The following is a 16,762-nucleotide window of genomic DNA, read 5'->3' on the forward strand; positions in this document are numbered from 1 at the left end:
ATGGATGATGTAAAAGGCAAAGATTTTCTACGCTTAGCTAATAAACGAGGGGCAGCAAGACTCGCTGCGGTACAAGCGCTTTATCAAATGGATATGGTTGGCATTGGTGCTATGGAAGTAATAGCTGAATATAAGGCTTATCGTTTAGGAAAAGATATTGACGGTAGCCAATATCTTGATGCTGATTTTCAATGGTTTTGCTCTATTATTGTTGGAGTCGTAAGAGATCAAAAGCAGCTTGATCCTATGCTTCATAAACAACTTTCTGAAGAATGGGCGCTTTCACGTCTTGATTCTACATTACGAGCAATTTTGCGTGCGGGTTTATGGGAATTAATCAACCGCAAAGATGTGCCAATTGCTGTCATTCTGAATGAGTATATTGATATAGCCAAGGCTTTCTTTGACAATGATGAACCAAGGCTTGTAAATGCAGTTCTTGACAGTATAGCAAAGGAAATGTGTCAATAGACTTGTCAAAAAATCCCAATATTATCGGGATTTTAATTGAACATTAAAAACTAGCGGTTAATAACTGGATCATCTGTAGGATCTGGGGCACCCTTGATAAGTTGAATTAAAAATGGTTGATCATTACCACCAGTTGGTGTTGTTTGTGCGATGAAATCAAAAATTTTCCCATCTTGTAAACCGTAGTTAGCTATTTTTGTAACTTGACGATCTTTATTAAAGTAGATTGCTAAAACTTTGCGATCAGTAATTTTGGTTTTCATAAATTGCATTTTTCGGTATCGAGTTTGTGAAATATAATAGAAAACTTCATTATTATATTGCGTTTTCAGAGAAGGAGATCCTAAAGATAAAAGAACTTGCTCTTGACTTGAGCCAATAGAAATAGAATCAAGAGCATTTTGATCAAGAATATAACCTTCTTTATATATTTGGCTTGAATTAAGGGAATTATATATTTGACTTGAGTTTAAATAACTGAGTGGATTGCAACCCGCAATTCCCATTATACTTATTATTGAGAGGCTCATCAGTAATTTTCGTTTAGTGTTTACTATGTGGGGTATTTGAAACAATGATATCTCCATTTTACACTTAGCAATATATGATGAAAAGCTGATCTCAAGTCTTTCTGAAATTTTTGATTTAATGATTATTCACCATATCTTACGACGACTTTCCTTATTATAATGCCATATAGAGTTTCTTTAGAAAAGAAAAAAATTCATAAAATATAATCTGGTCAAACAGAAGGTGCAGTGTAATATATTCTTTTTTACATTTTGGAGTCGCTAATGACTATTTCAAGTATTTCTCAAATGGAATTTGCTTTAACTTATCCAGTATCAGTGCGCTCATTACCTACAAAAGGAATAAAAGTGCATATTTGTGCAAATCATCAGGAATGTGGATCTTTAGCTAAGAATCACGGTTTAGTTGATGTAAAATTTTTTGAGGGAGAATTTTGTATTTTACCATGGAAAAAACGTGGAGTACGTGTAAAAGGTTTATTAAAAGCACACATAATACAATCGTGCGTTATTACATTAGAGCCATTAGAAGATATTATTCGTGAAAATATTAACATTGTTTTTGTTCCTGAAGACTCAAATTTAGTTAAGCCTAAAATATCAGAGGGTACGGGTGAATTATTTTTAGATGTGGAAGGATCAGATATACCAGAAGTGTTTTTTGGAGATAAAATTGATATTGGTGCAGTCATGGAAGAGTTTTTAGAATTATCAATTAATCAATATCCACGTAAAGAAGGCGTTAATTTAGATACAGTTAAAAATTTAGAAAAAATTAAACAAAATTCGTCACCATTTTTTGTTTTAAAAGAGTGGAAGTGATTGTAAACATATAAATTATCTGTTGTATACTTGTATAAAAACAGTATCTTCTGGAAAGAAATTGTAGCGATAATTTTTATAATTGTTTAATAGCAAACCGTCGCGATTTAAATGTAAAGATATAGGATAAGCAAGCGTGATTAAAATTGCTGTGGATGTAATGGGTGGTGATTATGGTCCAGAAATTACTCTTGCGGGAGCTGCAATTGCTCAGAAATATTTGCCAAATATTCATTTTTTGTTTTATGGGATAGATAAAGTTGTTGAACCGATTTTAAAAAAATACCCTCATTTGGTTGCAGCGTCCTGTTTTTATCCTACAGAAGGTTATACGCGTATGGATGAAAAACCTAGCCAAGCACTTCGTAATGGGCGTGGGAAATCATCAATGTGGCATGCGATTGAGTCCGTAAAAAATGGCAAAGCAGATGCTTGCGTTTCGGCTGGTAATACTGGTGCTCTCATGGCAATGTCTTATTTTTGTTTAAAAATGATGGCGGAAGCTGAACGTCCTGGTATTGCTGGTATTTGGCCAACGATTCGTAGTGAAAGTATTGTTTTGGATATTGGCGCAACAATTGGAGCATCTGCTAGTCAATTGGTTGATTTAGCAGTTATGGGTGCTGGAATGTTCCGTGCTTTATATCATATTGAAAAGCCAAGCGTTGGATTATTAAATGTGGGGGTTGAAGAAGTCAAAGGCTTGGATGAAATAAAAAAAGCGGGGATGATGTTACGTAAAGTACAATTAGATGGTTTAGAATATAAGGGATTTGTTGAAGGAGATGATATTGGAAAAGGAATCGTTGATGTTGTTGTCACTGAGGGATTTTCCGGTAATATTGCTTTAAAAGCTGCAGAAGGAACTGCTCGGCAGATGGCTGAAACCTTAAATATTGCTATGCGTAGTTCTATTTTTTCATATATTGGGTATTTTTTATCACGAAATGCTTTTCGTAAATTGAAACATAAAATGGATCCAGATAGGGTTAATGGTGGTGTCCTTTTAGGTTTAAATGGTGTTGTTATCAAAAGCCATGGCGGTGCTAATGCTAACGGTTTCGCTTCTGCTATTCGTGTTGGGTATGAAATGGTAAGTAATGGGCTCTTAAAAGAAATAGCTACGGATTTACGCTTCTTTCATGAAAGCAAAGAATTATTTTTAGGTAATGAAGGTGAAGCTGGGACAAATATGGAGGTAGTATGATAGATATTTGCAGTATAGAGGAGAAGGTTAAGGCGACATGATTCGATCAGTTGTGTGTAGTGTGGGAAGTGCCTTACCAAAAAAAAACGTATCGAATGATGAGATTACAAAGTTGGTTGAAACATCTGATTCGTGGATTGTTCAACGCACAGGAATTCGTCAACGTTATATTGCTGATAGTAATGAAACTACTGTTTCTTTAGGAGTACAAGCTGCACAAGAAGCTTTGAAGAATGCTGGTATGACGGTGAAGGATATTGATTGTATTATTTTAGCAACTTCAACACCTAACCGTACTTTTCCTGCTTCTGCTGTTGAAATTCAGCATGCTTTGGGAATGAAACATGGTTTTGCTTTTGATATTCAAGCGGTTTGTTCTGGTTTTATTTTTGCATTGGTAACGGGAGATGCTTATTTACGCTGTGGAGTAGCAAAAAGGATTTTGGTGATTGGATCTGACACATTTTCTCGAATTTTAGATTGGCAAGATCGTACAACATGTGTTTTATTTGGCGATGGTTCAGGTGCAGCTATTTTAGAAGCTCAAGAATTTGAAGGCACTTCTTCTGATTCTGGTATATTATCGGCTAAATTGCGTTCTGATGGTGAATATGTAGATAAGTTGTATGTTGATGGTGGCCCTTCAACAACACAAACAACAGGTTATTTACGCATGGATGGGCGGGAAGTTTTTAAACATGCAGTTAGTATGATAACTGATGTAGTTGATGATTGTTTTGCAGCAGTTGGGATGAACCCTTCTCAATTAGATTGGTTTGTACCTCATCAAGCTAATAGACGTATTATTGAAGCATCAGCTAAAAAGCTAGGAATCATCAAAGACCAGATTGTTATTACTATTGATCAGCATGGTAATACATCTGCAGGATCGGTACCGTTAGCTTTAGCGACTGCTGTTCAAGATGGAAGGATTAAAAAAGGAGATCTTATTATGCTAGAGGCTATGGGTGGAGGTTTTACATGGGGAGCAATTCTCATCCGCTGGTAAATTATAGCAGCTTGACCATATTTAAATAAAACATATAAATTTCTTTGTAATTTTTAATATTTAATAGGTGAATAATGACAAGTAAGACAGTAACACGTGCAGATTTGGCTGGCGCGGTTTGCAGAAAAGTGGGCTTGTCACACACTGAATCAGCCGATTTAGTTGAGTTAGTCTTAGATGAAATATGCAATTCACTCGTCAGAGGTGAAATGGTTAAATTATCTTCTTTTGCAACTTTTCAAGTTCGTGATAAAAGTGAACGAGTTGGACGCAATCCAAAAACAGGCGTTGAAGCATCGATTCCACCACGGCGTGTGATAACATTCAAGGCTGCAAATGTGCTCAAGAAAAGGATTTTGGATACGCATCGCGCAAAGAAAAAATAATTTTATATTAATAGACAATATTAAGATGTTTGTTCTTTGTTAAAGAGTTTTACATTTATTAGATTCTTTTCTCTTATATTTTAAGTGAATAGTTTCTTATTGGAGAGATTTTATATTGTGATTAGTCTCAATATGAAATTGATCAGTAACTGTAAAATATTGATATAATTTTAGGTGAGGTATTATAAAATGGATAAAAGCCCCGATGCTTTTCGCACAATTAGTGAAGTAGCTGATTTATTGGGGATTCCGCAGCATGTATTAAGATTCTGGGAAACACGGTTTCCTCAGATTAAACCATTGAAGCGTGGGGGGGGACGTCGTTATTATCGCCCTAATGATATCGATTTGCTCAATGGTATAAAACAATTACTTTACGGACAAGGTTATACTATAAAAGGTGTGCAACGTATTTTAAAAGAGAAGGGGGGGGCTTTTGTTGTTGACCTTGGCAAAGGTGATCTTGATGCCATGAATATTTTAATAGAAAAAAAATGTGCAGAACAAGAATCTGAATTTGTGCCAGCTAAGTCAAAAAAAATAGCGTTTGGGCTTTTGGGTTTTATGAAGAATGAAGGAGAAGCCCCTTTGGGGACTATAAATAATTATCGAGATAAAACTGATAAAGCCTTATTACAGGAAGTGCTTTTTGAGTTAATTGAGTGCAAACGTATCCTTGACAAAGCTCGATAATCACAACCTATTTATAGTATTTTTTATTTTATGATATCAAGCATTGATTAATGACGTAAATCTGGTGGTGTTGCTTCATCCAGCAATTGCGCAAATACCTTTTCTATAGGTAAAAAGGTTTGCTCTACACTTCCTAAACGGCGCACATTAACACTATTTGTTTGAGCTTCCTGTTTGCCACATACCAAAATTACAGGAATTTTTTGTAAAGAGTGTTCGCGTATTTTGTAGTTAATTTTCTCGTTGCGGGAATCTAGTTTTGCTGAAAGACCAAGAGCTTTGAGTTTTTCTGTTATTTTTTTGGCATACTCATTCGCATCGGATGTAATCGTCGCCACAACAATCTGTTGAGGTGCAAGCCAGAATGGTATGTGACCAGCAAAGTTCTCAATTAATATACCTAGAAAACGCTCCATTGAACCAAAAATAGCTCGGTGGATCATAACAGGTTGGCGTTTTTCTGAATCCTTATCAATGTAAAATGCTCCAAAGCGTTCAGGTAGATTAAAATCTACTTGTGTCGTTCCACATTGCCACTCGCGGCCAATAGCATCTGTCAGTATATATTCAAATTTTGGTCCATAAAATGCACCTTCACCAGGAAGAATGCTTATTTTAACACATCCTGAAGATTTTTCTTCAATAGTTTTAAGAACAGATGTCATGATATTTTCAGCATGGTCCCATAATTCATCTGAGCCAACACGTTTTTCTGGTCGTGTTGAGAGCTTAAGGCTGATTTCTTTAAAACCAAAATCTGCGTAGGTTGATAAAATTAAATCATTGATACTAAGGCATTCATCAGCTAATTGTTCTTCAGTACAAAAAATATGTGCATCATCTTGTGTAAAGCTACGTACTCGCATAAGTCCATGTAAAGAACCTGAAGGCTCGTAACGATGAACAAGGCCAAATTCAGCTAGTCTAACGGGTAAATCACGATAGGATTTTAAACCGTGTTTAAAGATCTGTACATGGCCGGGACAATTCATTGGTTTTAGAGCGTAAGTACATTCATCATTCCAGTCATCGGCAGCTGGAATTGTTTTAAACATATTTTCTTTATACCATCCCCAGTGACCTGATATTTCCCAGAGTGACTTATCAAGAACTTGTGGCGCCTGAACCTCAGCATATTTATGATTGTCGAGACGACGACGCATGTAACTGATCAAATTTTGGAACATTTTCCAACCTTTTGGATGCCAAAAAATCATTCCTGGGCTTTCTTCCTGAAAGTGGAATAAATCCATTTCTCGTCCTAAACGGCGATGATCCCGTTTTTCAGCTTCTTCTAGCATATGAAGATAGGCTTTTAAGTCATTTTCATTAGTAAATGCTGTACCATAAATTCTCGTTAACATAGGATTATTGGCATCACCACGCCAATAAGCACCTGCAACTTTCATCAATTTAAATGCATTACCAATTTGGCCCGTAGATTGCATATGGGGGCCACGGCAAAGATCAAACCAGTCGCCTTGATAATAGACTTTTAAATCTTGATCATCAGGGATAGAATCAATAAGCTCGACTTTATAGAGCTCATTTTTTTCAGAAAAAATCTTTTTAGCTTTTTCACGAGACCAAATTTCTTTTCTAAAAGGTTGATTGCGTTGAATAATTTCACGCATTTTTTTTTCAATAGTAGTCAGATCATCTAATGTAAAAGGTTGCTTACGCGCAAAATCATAATAAAAACCATTTTCAATAACAGGGCCGATTGTCACTTGTGTTTCAGGAAAAAGCTCTTGTACTGCCTCAGCTAAAACATGCGCGCAATCGTGGCGTATCAATTCAAGTGCACGTGGATCATCGCGGGTGATGATTTCTACTTGTCCAGATTGTTCTAATGGGTCTGAAAGATCTCTAATAACTCCATTAAGACTATAAGCAACTGCTTTTTTTGTAAGAGACTTAGAAATAGATTCAGCTAATTCTAAACCAGTTGTTTCTGTCTGGTAATCGCGCTTTGAGCCATCAGGAAAAGAAAGAGAAATAGAGCGAGACATAAAGAACCTTTTTAATCCAATTCTGCTAACGATTGCAGATGGTTTCGTGAACATTTAGCAATAATTAATTAAAGCTAATAAGCTGATATTTTATCAATTCTTTTTTATGCATAATACATTAAAAAAGAAAGAATTATTTATTACGTTTAATAGAAATTTTCCAATAGTACCAAGGCTTGTAGGAATTTTCAATAGAGGTTGGTACTGGATCAAAGCCAGTTGTCCCAAAAGGACAACAACGTATAAGACGAAAAAGTCCCATCCATGCGCCTGCCCATAAACCATGGCGCGCAATTGCTTCGTAGGTATATTCTGAACAGGTTGGTCTGTGACGACAATGAATACCTATAAAGCTAGATAGAGTTATTTGATAAAAACGTATGAGTCCAATACCAAGTAATCGTCCAGGTGTCTTCTGCCAAGGTCCTGTATAGTTTCTTGTGTATTTTTTATTTGTTTTGACGTGTTGTTTAGTCATTCATTTCTTCTTCAATTTGTTTAATACAATCTATGACTGCATCAAAAGTAAGCATTACCGATGCATGACGTGTTTGATAGTCTTTAATGGGTTTTAAACAGGCAAATTCCTCAAATGGAGGTGAAGGGGGAGGGCCATCCTTTATTAACATATGCTGAATAATTTCATATAATATTTTAAGATCTTGGGTTTTTTGACCAATGATATGATTTGCAAGAATAGAAGATGAAGCTTGTCCAAGTACACATGCGCATATCTCATGAGAAAAATCTATGATGGTGCTATTTTTTACTTTTAGGTCTACGGTAACAGTGGATCCACAAAAGCGTGCATATTTTTTTGATGTTGCATCTGGATTGTTAAGGCGACCAATTCTGCTTATATGTGCAGCATGTTCAAGTATTTTATGACTATATATGTTGTCAATCATAGGCTATTATCTGACTTTCAAGAGTTATTGCTATTTAAACTTTTAATTCATTTATATAAAGATTATATAAAATACATATATATGTCTTACTACGTAATAAGTTGGAGTTTTTAATGTGTGATATCATAAAAGGAGGAGCAACTAATTCATTTTTCTCTGAGAAAAAAAAGCCTAGTGTTGAAGAAGTGGAAATGGCAATTCACACATTACTGTTATGGATAGGAGAAGATCCAAATCGAGAAGGGCTATTAGATACTCCAAGTCGTGTTGCTAAAGCATATCATGAACTTTTTAGTGGTTATAACGAATCAGTTAAAGAAATTTTGGCTACAGTTTTTGAAGAAGTCTCAGGATATAGTGAACCGGTTATATTGAAGAATATCTCTTTTTATTCACATTGTGAACACCATATGCTTCCAATTATTGGTAGAGCTCATGTTGCCTATCTTCCTGATAAAAAAGTTGTTGGACTTTCAAAAATTGCACGTATTGTAGATGTTTTTTCTCGTCGTTTACAAACACAAGAAATCATGACAGCTCAAATAGTAGATGCTTTAAAGACACATCTAAAACCTCGTGGTATTGCTGTAGTGATTGAGGCTGAGCATATGTGCATGGGTATGAGAGGAATACGAAAGCAAGGTGCTACGACTATTACAACAAGTTTTCATGGGTATTATCAAACTAATCAAATGGCACAAGATAGTTTTATGTCATTGATACGCTAGGTAATATAGAAAATATGCATTTTAAGGATTTGCATTGTTAAATTGAAGTAGTGTAAAATAAATTATGGTGATATAAAAATAAACTTGTACCCTATTGTATGATTTGTTAAATGCGAAGAGTGATGTATTTTACTCTGTCGTGTGCGGTCGTGGCGGAATTGGTAGACGCGCAGCGTTGAGGTCGCTGTGGGGCAACTCGTGGAAGTTCGAGTCTTCTCGACCGCACCATTTATATCTTTTATGATTGGTATTTAAAGTACGATAAAAGCTATAATAGTGGGCACTCAATGCTCATTTGCACATTTTAAAAATGTTTTATATAATGATCGCTTTTTTGCAGGTTATTAGAATCTGTATCTTATGTTATCATTATAGGTACGAAATATGAGTTCTTGTTTATCTGATAAGATTAGGTAGTATTGCAGTGAGAAGTGTATTACTGCTGAGGCATTTAGTTCTTTTTATTTGTGCTACTTTGTTGGTGGCATGCGGTAGCTCGCGTGCTGTCCTTTGGCATGGAATACATGCAACACCGTCTATGGTTGCTACACAGCGAAAGGTTGAAGGGAAAATTCTTCCGAAAGCTATTATCCCAGTGTACGTTGCTACAAGTCGTATGATGCAGGATAATTATTCTCAACCTTATGGAGCAGAACGATCAAATAAAGTACATTACAATCGCGTTGATGTAGGAATTCCTCAACAACATGTGAAAGGTATGGTTGAGACAAATGCCTATAAACCTAGTCATGATAAATATTTTGCAGCAGTCGCTTTGCAAAAATATGATAATAAAGAACAGTTTAAACAGCAATTAAATATTGCGTTAGCAAAAAAAGCAAAAGGAAAAAAAGAAATTTTCCTTTTTATCCATGGTTACAATAACAATTTTGCGGATGGTACATTTCGTACAGCTCAATTTGCTTACGATTATTGCTTGAATGTTGTTAATGTACACTATTCATGGCCTTCAGCTGGTGCAATACCTCTTTATATTTATGATCGTGATAGCGCTAATTTTGCGCGTGATGGATTGATAGAACTTTTGATTGCTATTAGTGAAACAGATGCTGATAGAATTTCAATTATTGCCCACTCTATGGGTAATTTCGTTACGATGGAAGCATTTAGAACTCTAGCATTGCAAGGAAAATATAAGCTAATTCAACGTAATACGAGTTTTTTAATGGCAGCTCCTGATATTGACCTTGATGTATTTGAGCGTCAACTTAATGATATTAAAATATTACCTCAGCCAACAGCCATTTTGGTATCTCGTAAGGATAAAGCTCTTGCTGTTTCAAGTCGCCTTACAGGTGGACATCCTCGTGTAGGGGATGGTTCAAATATTGAAATATTGCGGAAGAATGGGATAGCTATTCTTGATTTATCTAATGTTGATGGTGGGACGCATAATGTATTTGCATCTTCACCAACATTAATGGCTCTATCTCGAGAAGGATCTTTAGCTTCAACAATTATGCAAGAGACAGAATTATCACCTAGTGAGGCGATTCTTGCTGATGGTAACAATATTTTAAAGAGAACAGCGAGTTTTATTCTTTATACGCCTATACGTCTCTTATCTCCATTAACTAATTATTAAATATAAAAAATCAAATATAATAATTTAATACCAATAAATTAGAAAAGAGGTTTTTTTAGCACTTTTTTTAGAATAACTCTATAGGATTTAAAATGAATAGTGGAATAAATGTATACAACTGATCATTAGGTAGAGTTATAATGGTTCAACAAAAATACTATACTAAGACACTTACATTAGTTGATTATTTATCTTATTCTGCTGTTAGACTATTAAATATTTATGCTATGCTTTTGAAAATAAAAAAAGCTAATATAAATGGAGCACCGGATTTATTGCATAAAATTGATTCTACTAAACAGCAGTTAGATGAAATAAGTTATGCTCTTGTTTTAGAATATCGCAAACGTCAAGAAAACGAGCATTTTTTAAAACAAATTTTAATGTCAATTTCCGATCAAATTTTTTCACTTAATAATGGTTTTAAAGAAACTAGTCGCCTTTTATTCCAAGAAATACGAACAATTCAATCACAAATTCAGTATTTTTATGAAGGTGAAGAGAAACAAAATTTATTAACTGATAATCAGGAAACATCTTATTCTTCATCCAAAATTGATGATATTATTCAACGATTACAAAAAGCACGGCAGAATCTTGCTTTTGAGAATCCACATCTTTTTGAAAAATAATCGTGCAGTTCAAAATACAAGCTAAAATGTATGGGAATTTGGTAATCTATAAATTTTGATAAGTGGATTAAATTAGATAACATCGCTAAAGAAAGATACATAGATTTTCTGTATTTATTTTTAAATAATTTAATAAAAAAGAAATTTCATTTAACAAAAATAAGTATTAGGAGGTTGATATTATCAAAAAAATTATTCTATAAAAAGTATCATTACCTTCTATTATATTTTAAAGGTATTTAATTTGATTCTTTAATTATAATAGTTCGAGGAAAAATTTACTAGATTCTAGATGAAATCATTAATATGGCTGAACTTCTGATTTAGCTTGATTGTGAAATCCAACTAAAATTTATATATTGACTATTTTATAGATTAAAAACCAAAAGTGTATCATTTTTTCTTTTTCTTTAAAATTCGTTTTAAGGCTAAATGAAATTCTTTATGCTTATAAAGGATAAAAGGATTAGAAAAAAGCTTTTCTATTCCTTTTATTTATTCTAAATTAGCACTATAAATAAGTTGTGATACTCATAAAAATATTAAAGTATGTCACCTTTAATTGTTAAAGCTAATAATTCTATGAAGGAAAAAAATCTTTTGTAACAATCATGTATATTTTAATTTAAACTAAGCTAAATTATTTTGATGGGAAATATTTTTCTACCAATGCGTAAATAATTGCTGCGGTCTCAATATCCAAAAGCCCATTATAATTTTCTTGACGAAAATGGAGTTGAAACGCCATAATTAAATTTTTATACCCACTTTCAGTATTTGCACCTGAAATATCGTATCCATACTTTTTCAGTTTAGCTATGACTTCTTCCTTTGCTTTTGCGAAAAGTGAAGGATCTTTAGTGAACTCTTCTTGATAAGAATCTTTTTGTTCAGCATCATACCATGCCCCTATACCTGAATCATAAAGTTTTTTCCATGGAAAAGCTGCGCCTGGATCTATTTTTCTTCCAGGAGCAATATCACTATGGCCAACAACATTAGTTGGTGAAATATCTGGATAACGTTGAAGAATATTAAATGCAAGTTCTTTAATTGCATCAATCTGCTCTGGATGAAAAGGTGGAAATGTAAATTTCCCGTTATTATCGGTTGCTAGATTAACTGTTTCAATTCCAATAGCTGTATCATTTAAATTATTACGTCCAGCCCATGAACTAATGCCAGCATGCCATGCTCGCTCATTTTCATCAACCAGATTAAAAATGCGCATATCTTTAAAACCTGCATCAATGTATGTCTGTTCTGAAGGATCAGGAACAAGATAATGAGCGCTGACTGAAGGTCCTGTGAGAGTTATAACAGATGATTTAAAGTTGGCTGCAGTGTAATGCATTACTAGAAAGCGAACCCGACGATTAAAACCCTTTACAGTACGATAGCTATTATAATCAATTTTATGCATAATAAACCCCCTTTATTTAATCTTTAATTATAGCATAACGATATTATATATTATTACAATAATTAATTTTATTTATTATAAAAAATAATAACTAAGAAATATGATATAATTAATAGAAAAAAGAAGAACATGATAAAATTAATTCAATAATTATGTTTTAAAATATATTTATAATTATCCTGCATAATTTATAAAAATAAATCTTTTTTACTTCTTTATTGCTATTACATACATTAAAAATTCATATGATTAGGTAGTTTATATTCATGTTGAGATCTAGAAAGTTCAGTTATTCTCTTCAGGAATGCGTGTTTTTAATTAGGAGGAGATCGAAAATAAGGATAATTATGGTATTGATGTGGTTTGTATTTGATTTAAGAGTTGTCTATAGAAGTCAACAGGTTTTTCATTTCAAGATGTTTGCTGATTAGTGATATTTGATGTAATAGAAGAAATAGCCTTAAACGCTTAGACCTGTTTGTTAGCTAACGTGAGGCTTTATAGTTGTTAACATATAATCATAAGCTAATTTATTTAGCTTAAATATTTTTGGTAAATTGCATTGTAATATTTAAGTTATATAAAATTAGTAATTATTAAGTATTTTTTATTATAAATTATTACTGCATATTACTCTTGCTATCACTTAATAAAACAAGATTTTAGATCATTTCAATAGAATATAAATTTAACTGATACAATAATCACTTCTTTTGCTAAAAGATTTATAAATACTCTTATCATAAAATTACAAGATGTATATGATATTCTAATTTATCAGCAGTTATATTTATACACTAGCCGTTATAAGTATCATAATGAGAAAAGCTATCGATGTGATTAATGAGATTTGAAATTAGAATAAATTGAATGATACAAGTTACTATAGAAATATTTAATTATAAAAATTTTTTATAAGCTTATCAAAATTTGGGTATAAAATTTTATATAATCTAAAAAGAAAGATATTTTTTATTCATTTTCTTTTTTACTTTCTATATACTTAGCAAGAGCATCAGTTTCTTGTTCAGTAAAAAAAAGGCCAAGTTTTGAACGGCGCCATAATATATCTTCACATGTTTTTGCCCATTCTTTTTCCATTAACCATTTCACTTCTATTTCATAAAGACCATGTCCAAAATATTTTCCTTTATCCACATTCCCATTCACAAATATTATAAATGTTTCTGAACCATAGGAATGAGCAAGCCTACGGCAAGTAAAAGCATCTAAATCTGGAAGTAAAACAGAAATTCTGTTTTCAATCATATCTAATCTATTATATGGAAAATCACCTCCAGGAAGAACAGAATTTAGTGTCCATGGTCCTTTTTTAGAACCAAGCGCTTTTTCAACAAATTTCATCACATCTTCGGCCAATATACGATAAGTCGTTATTTTCCCACCATACAGATTAAGAATTTTCGGTGTGTTCTCTATTCCTATTTCTTTTAGGACATAATCACGTGTTATTTCTTGAGCTATTAAAGCACCATCATCATAAAGAGGGCGAACACCTGAATAAGTCCATATAATGCTTTCACGCAGTATCGGTTGTGTAAAATATTCATTTGCTACTGTGCAAATATAATCAATTTCTTCATCACTAATAGATACATCAGTAGGATTACCTTGGTAATCACAATCTGTTGTTCCTATTAATGTAAATTCTTCCTGATATGGAATAGCGAAAATAATACGATTATCGTTATTTTGTAAAATATAAGCGCGATTATGCATATCAAGTTTTGGAACCAAAATATGAGATCCCTTAACAAGCCGCATCGAGGGAAATTCTGTAGAATTTAAAACGTTCTCTAAAACATGATTAATCCAAGGACCAACCATATTTGCAATATAGGAAGCTGTAACACAATATTTTTTATCACTCAATTTATCATGAAGAGTAATAAGCCATTTATTCTCTTTTATTGTTAAGGATAGGACTTCTGTTCGTACTTTTATATCAGCTCCCCATTTTTCTGCATCTCGCGCATTAGCAATGACCAAGCGAGAATCATCTACTATCGCATCAGAATATTCAAAACCCTTATAATAATTTTTTTTAAGAGGAGTACAAAAATTTTTTGAAAAATTAACCATTTTGGTACGCTGAAATATTTGATTCCAACCGCCAAGATAATCATAAATAAAAAGTCCTAAACGTAATATCCAAGAAGACCGTAATTTTTTATGATAAGGTAGGATAAAGCGCATAGGATGTACAATATGTGGAGCCATACGCCAAATAATCTCACGTTCTTTTAATGCTTTACGAACTAATCTAAATTCATAGTGTTCAAGATAACGAAGACCACCATGAATAAGTTTTGTTGATGCACTTGATGTACCTGATGCAAGATCATTCATTTCAGCTAATCCAACACTAAATCCACGACCAGCTGCATCTCTGGCTACTCCGCACCCATTTATTCCTCCGCCAATAATAAATAGATCATAATGCATTGTGGCTTTCATTGTTTTTTCTTTTTTCATATTAAGTTGGCTCTACAGGAGTTAATGATGGCGATATTTGAGTAATTAAGATGAATGCTTTATATCGAATGCTTTCATATTTCTTTTAACAAAAAAATATGAAAATATGCATGAAAATATTCTGTTTATCAGATAATAGAGAACAGGTTATCTCTATAATTTGCTAAATTATATATTATAATTTAATTGGTTTGTTGTATAAATATGCTACTTTACCATATAAATTTATAAATACTTAAGCCAAATACAAAGACAGATAAATATGATTGATCAAGCTCAATATTTAAAATTATCATTTATAAAATTTTTTTTAATAGCGATCATATTGAGTGTTTTTATGTATTCATTTTTGTCAGATGCACAAACAAAAGAACAAACATCAAATCATCTAAATATAGAAAATCTTAAAATACAACTTTTAGAAGATTCTGCTTTTTTGTCGAAACTTAGCGAGAAAAGTACAAAAAACATCAATGATGATTATATTCGACAAATTATAAGAGACTATCTCCTTAATAATCCAGAGATTATGATTGAAATGCAGCTTATTCTTCAGGAAAAATTTGAACGGCGTCGTCAACAAGAAGCTCAAAAACAATCTGAAATCATTAAATTATTAGAAAAGGAAATTTTTCAATCTCCTTATGATGCTATTTTAGGAAATCCAAATGGAAAAATAGTGCTTGTTGAATTTTTTGACTATAATTGTAGGTATTGTAAACGTTCCTATTCAGATTTAATAAGTCTAACACAGGAATACCCAGATCTACGAATAATCATCAAAGATTTACCGATTTTAGGGCCTGATTCCGTAGAAACACATATTATTGCTTATGTTTTTAGAAAACTCTTTCCAGAGAAGTATTTTCAGTTTCATAAAAAACTCTTAATGAGTCAAGGCCGTGCAAATGAAGCTAAGGCTATAAAAGTAGCAATTTCTTTAGGAGCTAATGAAAAAGAACTACGAAATGCAATGCAAAACTCAAACTTACGGAAATTCTTTCAAGAGAATATTAAAATTGCTTCTGCCTTGAATATCCTTGGTGCTCCCGCTTATATCATCGGAGATAAAATATTTAGTGGAGCTGTAGAAAAAAGTATTTTGCAGGCAGCAATAGAAGATGCACAATGAACTCCTTTTTTCTTAATTAGATTGTTGAGAAATAAATCGATATATTGATGCTTTGATTTTTTTGTTAACAAATTTATAAATGTGAATTTGTATTGCGGTTTAATTTAATTACAATGTGGACATAATAATTAGGGAAAGTTTTATTAAAATTTAAAAGATATTTAGTCATAAAGATAGTAAGTGTTAGAAATTTTATCGGTCAAGGAGTTAGGAATAAAATGGCAATAAAAAAAACAGATGCTCAGCAATGTACTGGGATTAATACGGCAATTATCCGCGACCTTGCTGAAATTTTAAACAATGCAAATTTGACCAATATTGAAATTGAACAAGGTGGGGTTCGCATTTGTATAGCGCGCCAAAACACTTCTTCTTCTGCACAAACAATTTATACACCTACGTCTGGCTCTACAGTAGTTTCTTCTTTACTTTCAACAACTGAAGATTCTACAAAAAAAGAAAAACCAAAAAATGAAATAGTATCTCCAATGGTTGGCACAGCATATCTTGCTCCTGCGCCAGGTGCACAACCTTTTGTAAAAGTAGGACAAAATGTTTCTAAAGGTCAAACTTTACTAATTATTGAAGCAATGAAAACGATGAATCAAATTTCATCACCTCATTCAGGTACTGTGACTGCTATTTTAGTTACAGATGGTCAACCAGTTGAATTTGATGAACCACTTATTATAGTTGAATAAAGCGAG

At 32.9% G+C, this 16,762-nt stretch carries 17 protein-coding genes and 1 tRNA gene; 12 read left to right on the plus strand and 6 right to left on the minus strand.

Annotation, left to right across the window (positions count from 1 at the left end):
• The gene (gene nusB / locus B11cv2_RS02670; RefSeq protein WP_100693196.1) at nucleotides 1-471 is read left to right on the plus strand and encodes a transcription antitermination factor NusB; all 471 of its coding nucleotides are present in this window, start codon (nucleotides 1-3) and stop codon (nucleotides 469-471) included.
• Nucleotides 472-521: 50 nt separating this feature from the next.
• Here the strand turns inward: nusB and B11cv2_RS02675 are convergent, their stop codons facing one another.
• The gene (locus B11cv2_RS02675; protein ID WP_100693939.1) at nucleotides 522-1,037 is read right to left on the minus strand and encodes an outer membrane protein assembly factor BamE; all 516 of its coding nucleotides are present in this window, start codon (nucleotides 1,035-1,037) and stop codon (nucleotides 522-524) included.
• A 228-nt stretch (nucleotides 1,038-1,265) separates the two neighbouring features.
• Here B11cv2_RS02675 and B11cv2_RS02680 point away from each other — a divergent pair, with 228 nt between their 5' ends.
• The 5 genes from B11cv2_RS02680 (at nucleotide 1,266) to B11cv2_RS02700 (ending at nucleotide 5,118) form a co-directional block, all read left to right on the plus strand.
• Complete coding sequence (locus B11cv2_RS02680; RefSeq protein WP_100693197.1) at nucleotides 1,266-1,823, plus strand: DUF177 domain-containing protein; 558 nt, start codon at nucleotides 1,266-1,268, stop codon at nucleotides 1,821-1,823.
• A 136-nt stretch (nucleotides 1,824-1,959) separates the two neighbouring features.
• The gene (gene plsX / locus B11cv2_RS02685) at nucleotides 1,960-3,030 is read left to right on the plus strand and encodes a phosphate acyltransferase PlsX (protein WP_100693198.1); all 1,071 of its coding nucleotides are present in this window, start codon (nucleotides 1,960-1,962) and stop codon (nucleotides 3,028-3,030) included.
• Between the two features lie 37 nt (nucleotides 3,031-3,067).
• Nucleotides 3,068-4,039, plus strand: a complete 972-nt coding sequence (locus tag B11cv2_RS02690) for a beta-ketoacyl-ACP synthase III (RefSeq protein ID WP_100693199.1) — start codon at nucleotides 3,068-3,070, stop codon at nucleotides 4,037-4,039.
• A 74-nt stretch (nucleotides 4,040-4,113) separates the two neighbouring features.
• Nucleotides 4,114-4,425: an integration host factor subunit alpha gene (locus B11cv2_RS02695; protein WP_100693200.1), complete on the plus strand. Its 312-nt coding sequence runs from the start codon at nucleotides 4,114-4,116 to the stop codon at nucleotides 4,423-4,425.
• A gap of 189 nt (nucleotides 4,426-4,614) precedes the next feature.
• Nucleotides 4,615-5,118: a MerR family transcriptional regulator gene (locus B11cv2_RS02700; RefSeq protein WP_100693201.1), complete on the plus strand. Its 504-nt coding sequence runs from the start codon at nucleotides 4,615-4,617 to the stop codon at nucleotides 5,116-5,118.
• 47 nt (nucleotides 5,119-5,165) lie between these two features.
• Here the strand turns inward: B11cv2_RS02700 and thrS are convergent, their stop codons facing one another.
• From thrS to B11cv2_RS02715, 3 genes are all read right to left on the minus strand, one after another.
• On the minus strand, nucleotides 5,166-7,130 hold the full coding sequence (thrS, locus tag B11cv2_RS02705) for a threonine--tRNA ligase (RefSeq protein WP_100693202.1): 1,965 nt from the start codon (nucleotides 7,128-7,130) through the stop codon (nucleotides 5,166-5,168).
• A 133-nt stretch (nucleotides 7,131-7,263) separates the two neighbouring features.
• On the minus strand, nucleotides 7,264-7,608 hold the full coding sequence (gene yidD / locus B11cv2_RS02710) for a membrane protein insertion efficiency factor YidD (protein ID WP_100693203.1): 345 nt from the start codon (nucleotides 7,606-7,608) through the stop codon (nucleotides 7,264-7,266).
• Complete coding sequence (locus B11cv2_RS02715) at nucleotides 7,601-8,038, minus strand: iron-sulfur cluster assembly scaffold protein (RefSeq protein ID WP_100693204.1); 438 nt, start codon at nucleotides 8,036-8,038, stop codon at nucleotides 7,601-7,603. Before B11cv2_RS02715 ends, yidD begins: the two co-directional genes overlap by 8 nt.
• A gap of 113 nt (nucleotides 8,039-8,151) precedes the next feature.
• Here B11cv2_RS02715 and folE point away from each other — a divergent pair, with 113 nt between their 5' ends.
• From folE to B11cv2_RS02735, 4 genes are all read left to right on the plus strand, one after another.
• Entirely contained in the window at nucleotides 8,152-8,766 is a 615-nt protein-coding gene (folE, locus tag B11cv2_RS02720; protein WP_100693205.1) for a GTP cyclohydrolase I FolE, read from the plus strand.
• A gap of 143 nt (nucleotides 8,767-8,909) precedes the next feature.
• Nucleotides 8,910-8,994, plus strand: a tRNA-Leu gene (locus tag B11cv2_RS02725).
• Between the two features lie 196 nt (nucleotides 8,995-9,190).
• A complete protein-coding gene (locus B11cv2_RS02730; RefSeq protein ID WP_100693206.1) occupies nucleotides 9,191-10,372 on the plus strand; it encodes an alpha/beta hydrolase in 1,182 nt (393 codons plus the stop codon).
• A gap of 140 nt (nucleotides 10,373-10,512) precedes the next feature.
• Nucleotides 10,513-11,004 carry a hypothetical protein gene (locus B11cv2_RS02735; protein ID WP_100693207.1) on the plus strand — a complete coding sequence of 164 codons (492 nt, stop codon included), beginning with the start codon at nucleotides 10,513-10,515 and terminating at the stop codon, nucleotides 11,002-11,004.
• A 640-nt stretch (nucleotides 11,005-11,644) separates the two neighbouring features.
• Here B11cv2_RS02735 and B11cv2_RS02740 read toward each other — a convergent pair.
• Nucleotides 11,645-12,427 (minus strand): N-acetylmuramoyl-L-alanine amidase, encoded by a 783-nt coding sequence (locus B11cv2_RS02740; protein WP_100693208.1) that lies wholly within the window; start codon nucleotides 12,425-12,427, stop codon nucleotides 11,645-11,647.
• A 972-nt stretch (nucleotides 12,428-13,399) separates the two neighbouring features.
• Entirely contained in the window at nucleotides 13,400-14,923 is a 1,524-nt protein-coding gene (gene glpD / locus B11cv2_RS02745) for a glycerol-3-phosphate dehydrogenase (protein WP_100693209.1), read from the minus strand.
• 262 nt (nucleotides 14,924-15,185) lie between these two features.
• Between glpD and B11cv2_RS02750 the strand changes: the two genes are divergently transcribed.
• Entirely contained in the window at nucleotides 15,186-16,055 is an 870-nt protein-coding gene (locus tag B11cv2_RS02750) for a DsbA family protein (RefSeq protein WP_100693210.1), read from the plus strand.
• Nucleotides 16,056-16,273: 218 nt separating this feature from the next.
• Nucleotides 16,274-16,756, plus strand: coding sequence for an acetyl-CoA carboxylase biotin carboxyl carrier protein (gene accB, locus B11cv2_RS02755; protein WP_100693211.1), 483 nt, complete (start codon nucleotides 16,274-16,276; stop codon nucleotides 16,754-16,756).
• The last annotated feature ends 6 nt before the right edge of the window (nucleotides 16,757-16,762 follow it).

It is taken from the genome of Bartonella sp. 1-1C (assembly GCF_002810325.1).
In the GTDB taxonomy this organism is placed as follows: domain Bacteria; phylum Pseudomonadota; class Alphaproteobacteria; order Rhizobiales; family Rhizobiaceae; genus Bartonella; species Bartonella rochalimae.

Bases quoted from the DNA above. Each gene is read 5' to 3' on its own strand.
- yidD (WP_100693203.1), bottom strand. From the start codon at position 7,608: ATGACTAAACAACACGTCAAAACAAATAAAAAATACACAAGAAACTAT.
- B11cv2_RS02695 (WP_100693200.1), top strand. From the start codon at position 4,114: ATGACAAGTAAGACAGTAACACGTGCAGATTTGGCTGGCGCGGTTTGC.
- accB (WP_100693211.1), top strand. From the start codon at position 16,274: ATGGCAATAAAAAAAACAGATGCTCAGCAATGTACTGGGATTAATACG.
- B11cv2_RS02750 (WP_100693210.1), top strand. From the start codon at position 15,186: ATGATTGATCAAGCTCAATATTTAAAATTATCATTTATAAAATTTTTT.
- B11cv2_RS02680 (WP_100693197.1), top strand. From the start codon at position 1,266: ATGACTATTTCAAGTATTTCTCAAATGGAATTTGCTTTAACTTATCCA.
- B11cv2_RS02700 (WP_100693201.1), top strand. From the start codon at position 4,615: ATGGATAAAAGCCCCGATGCTTTTCGCACAATTAGTGAAGTAGCTGAT.
- B11cv2_RS02735 (WP_100693207.1), top strand. From the start codon at position 10,513: ATGGTTCAACAAAAATACTATACTAAGACACTTACATTAGTTGATTAT.
- folE (WP_100693205.1), top strand. From the start codon at position 8,152: ATGTGTGATATCATAAAAGGAGGAGCAACTAATTCATTTTTCTCTGAG.
- thrS (WP_100693202.1), bottom strand. From the start codon at position 7,130: ATGTCTCGCTCTATTTCTCTTTCTTTTCCTGATGGCTCAAAGCGCGAT.
- B11cv2_RS02740 (WP_100693208.1), bottom strand. From the start codon at position 12,427: ATGCATAAAATTGATTATAATAGCTATCGTACTGTAAAGGGTTTTAAT.
- glpD (WP_100693209.1), bottom strand. From the start codon at position 14,923: ATGAAAAAAGAAAAAACAATGAAAGCCACAATGCATTATGATCTATTT.
- B11cv2_RS02715 (WP_100693204.1), bottom strand. From the start codon at position 8,038: ATGATTGACAACATATATAGTCATAAAATACTTGAACATGCTGCACAT.
- B11cv2_RS02690 (WP_100693199.1), top strand. From the start codon at position 3,068: ATGATTCGATCAGTTGTGTGTAGTGTGGGAAGTGCCTTACCAAAAAAA.
- nusB (WP_100693196.1), top strand. From the start codon at position 1: ATGGATGATGTAAAAGGCAAAGATTTTCTACGCTTAGCTAATAAACGA.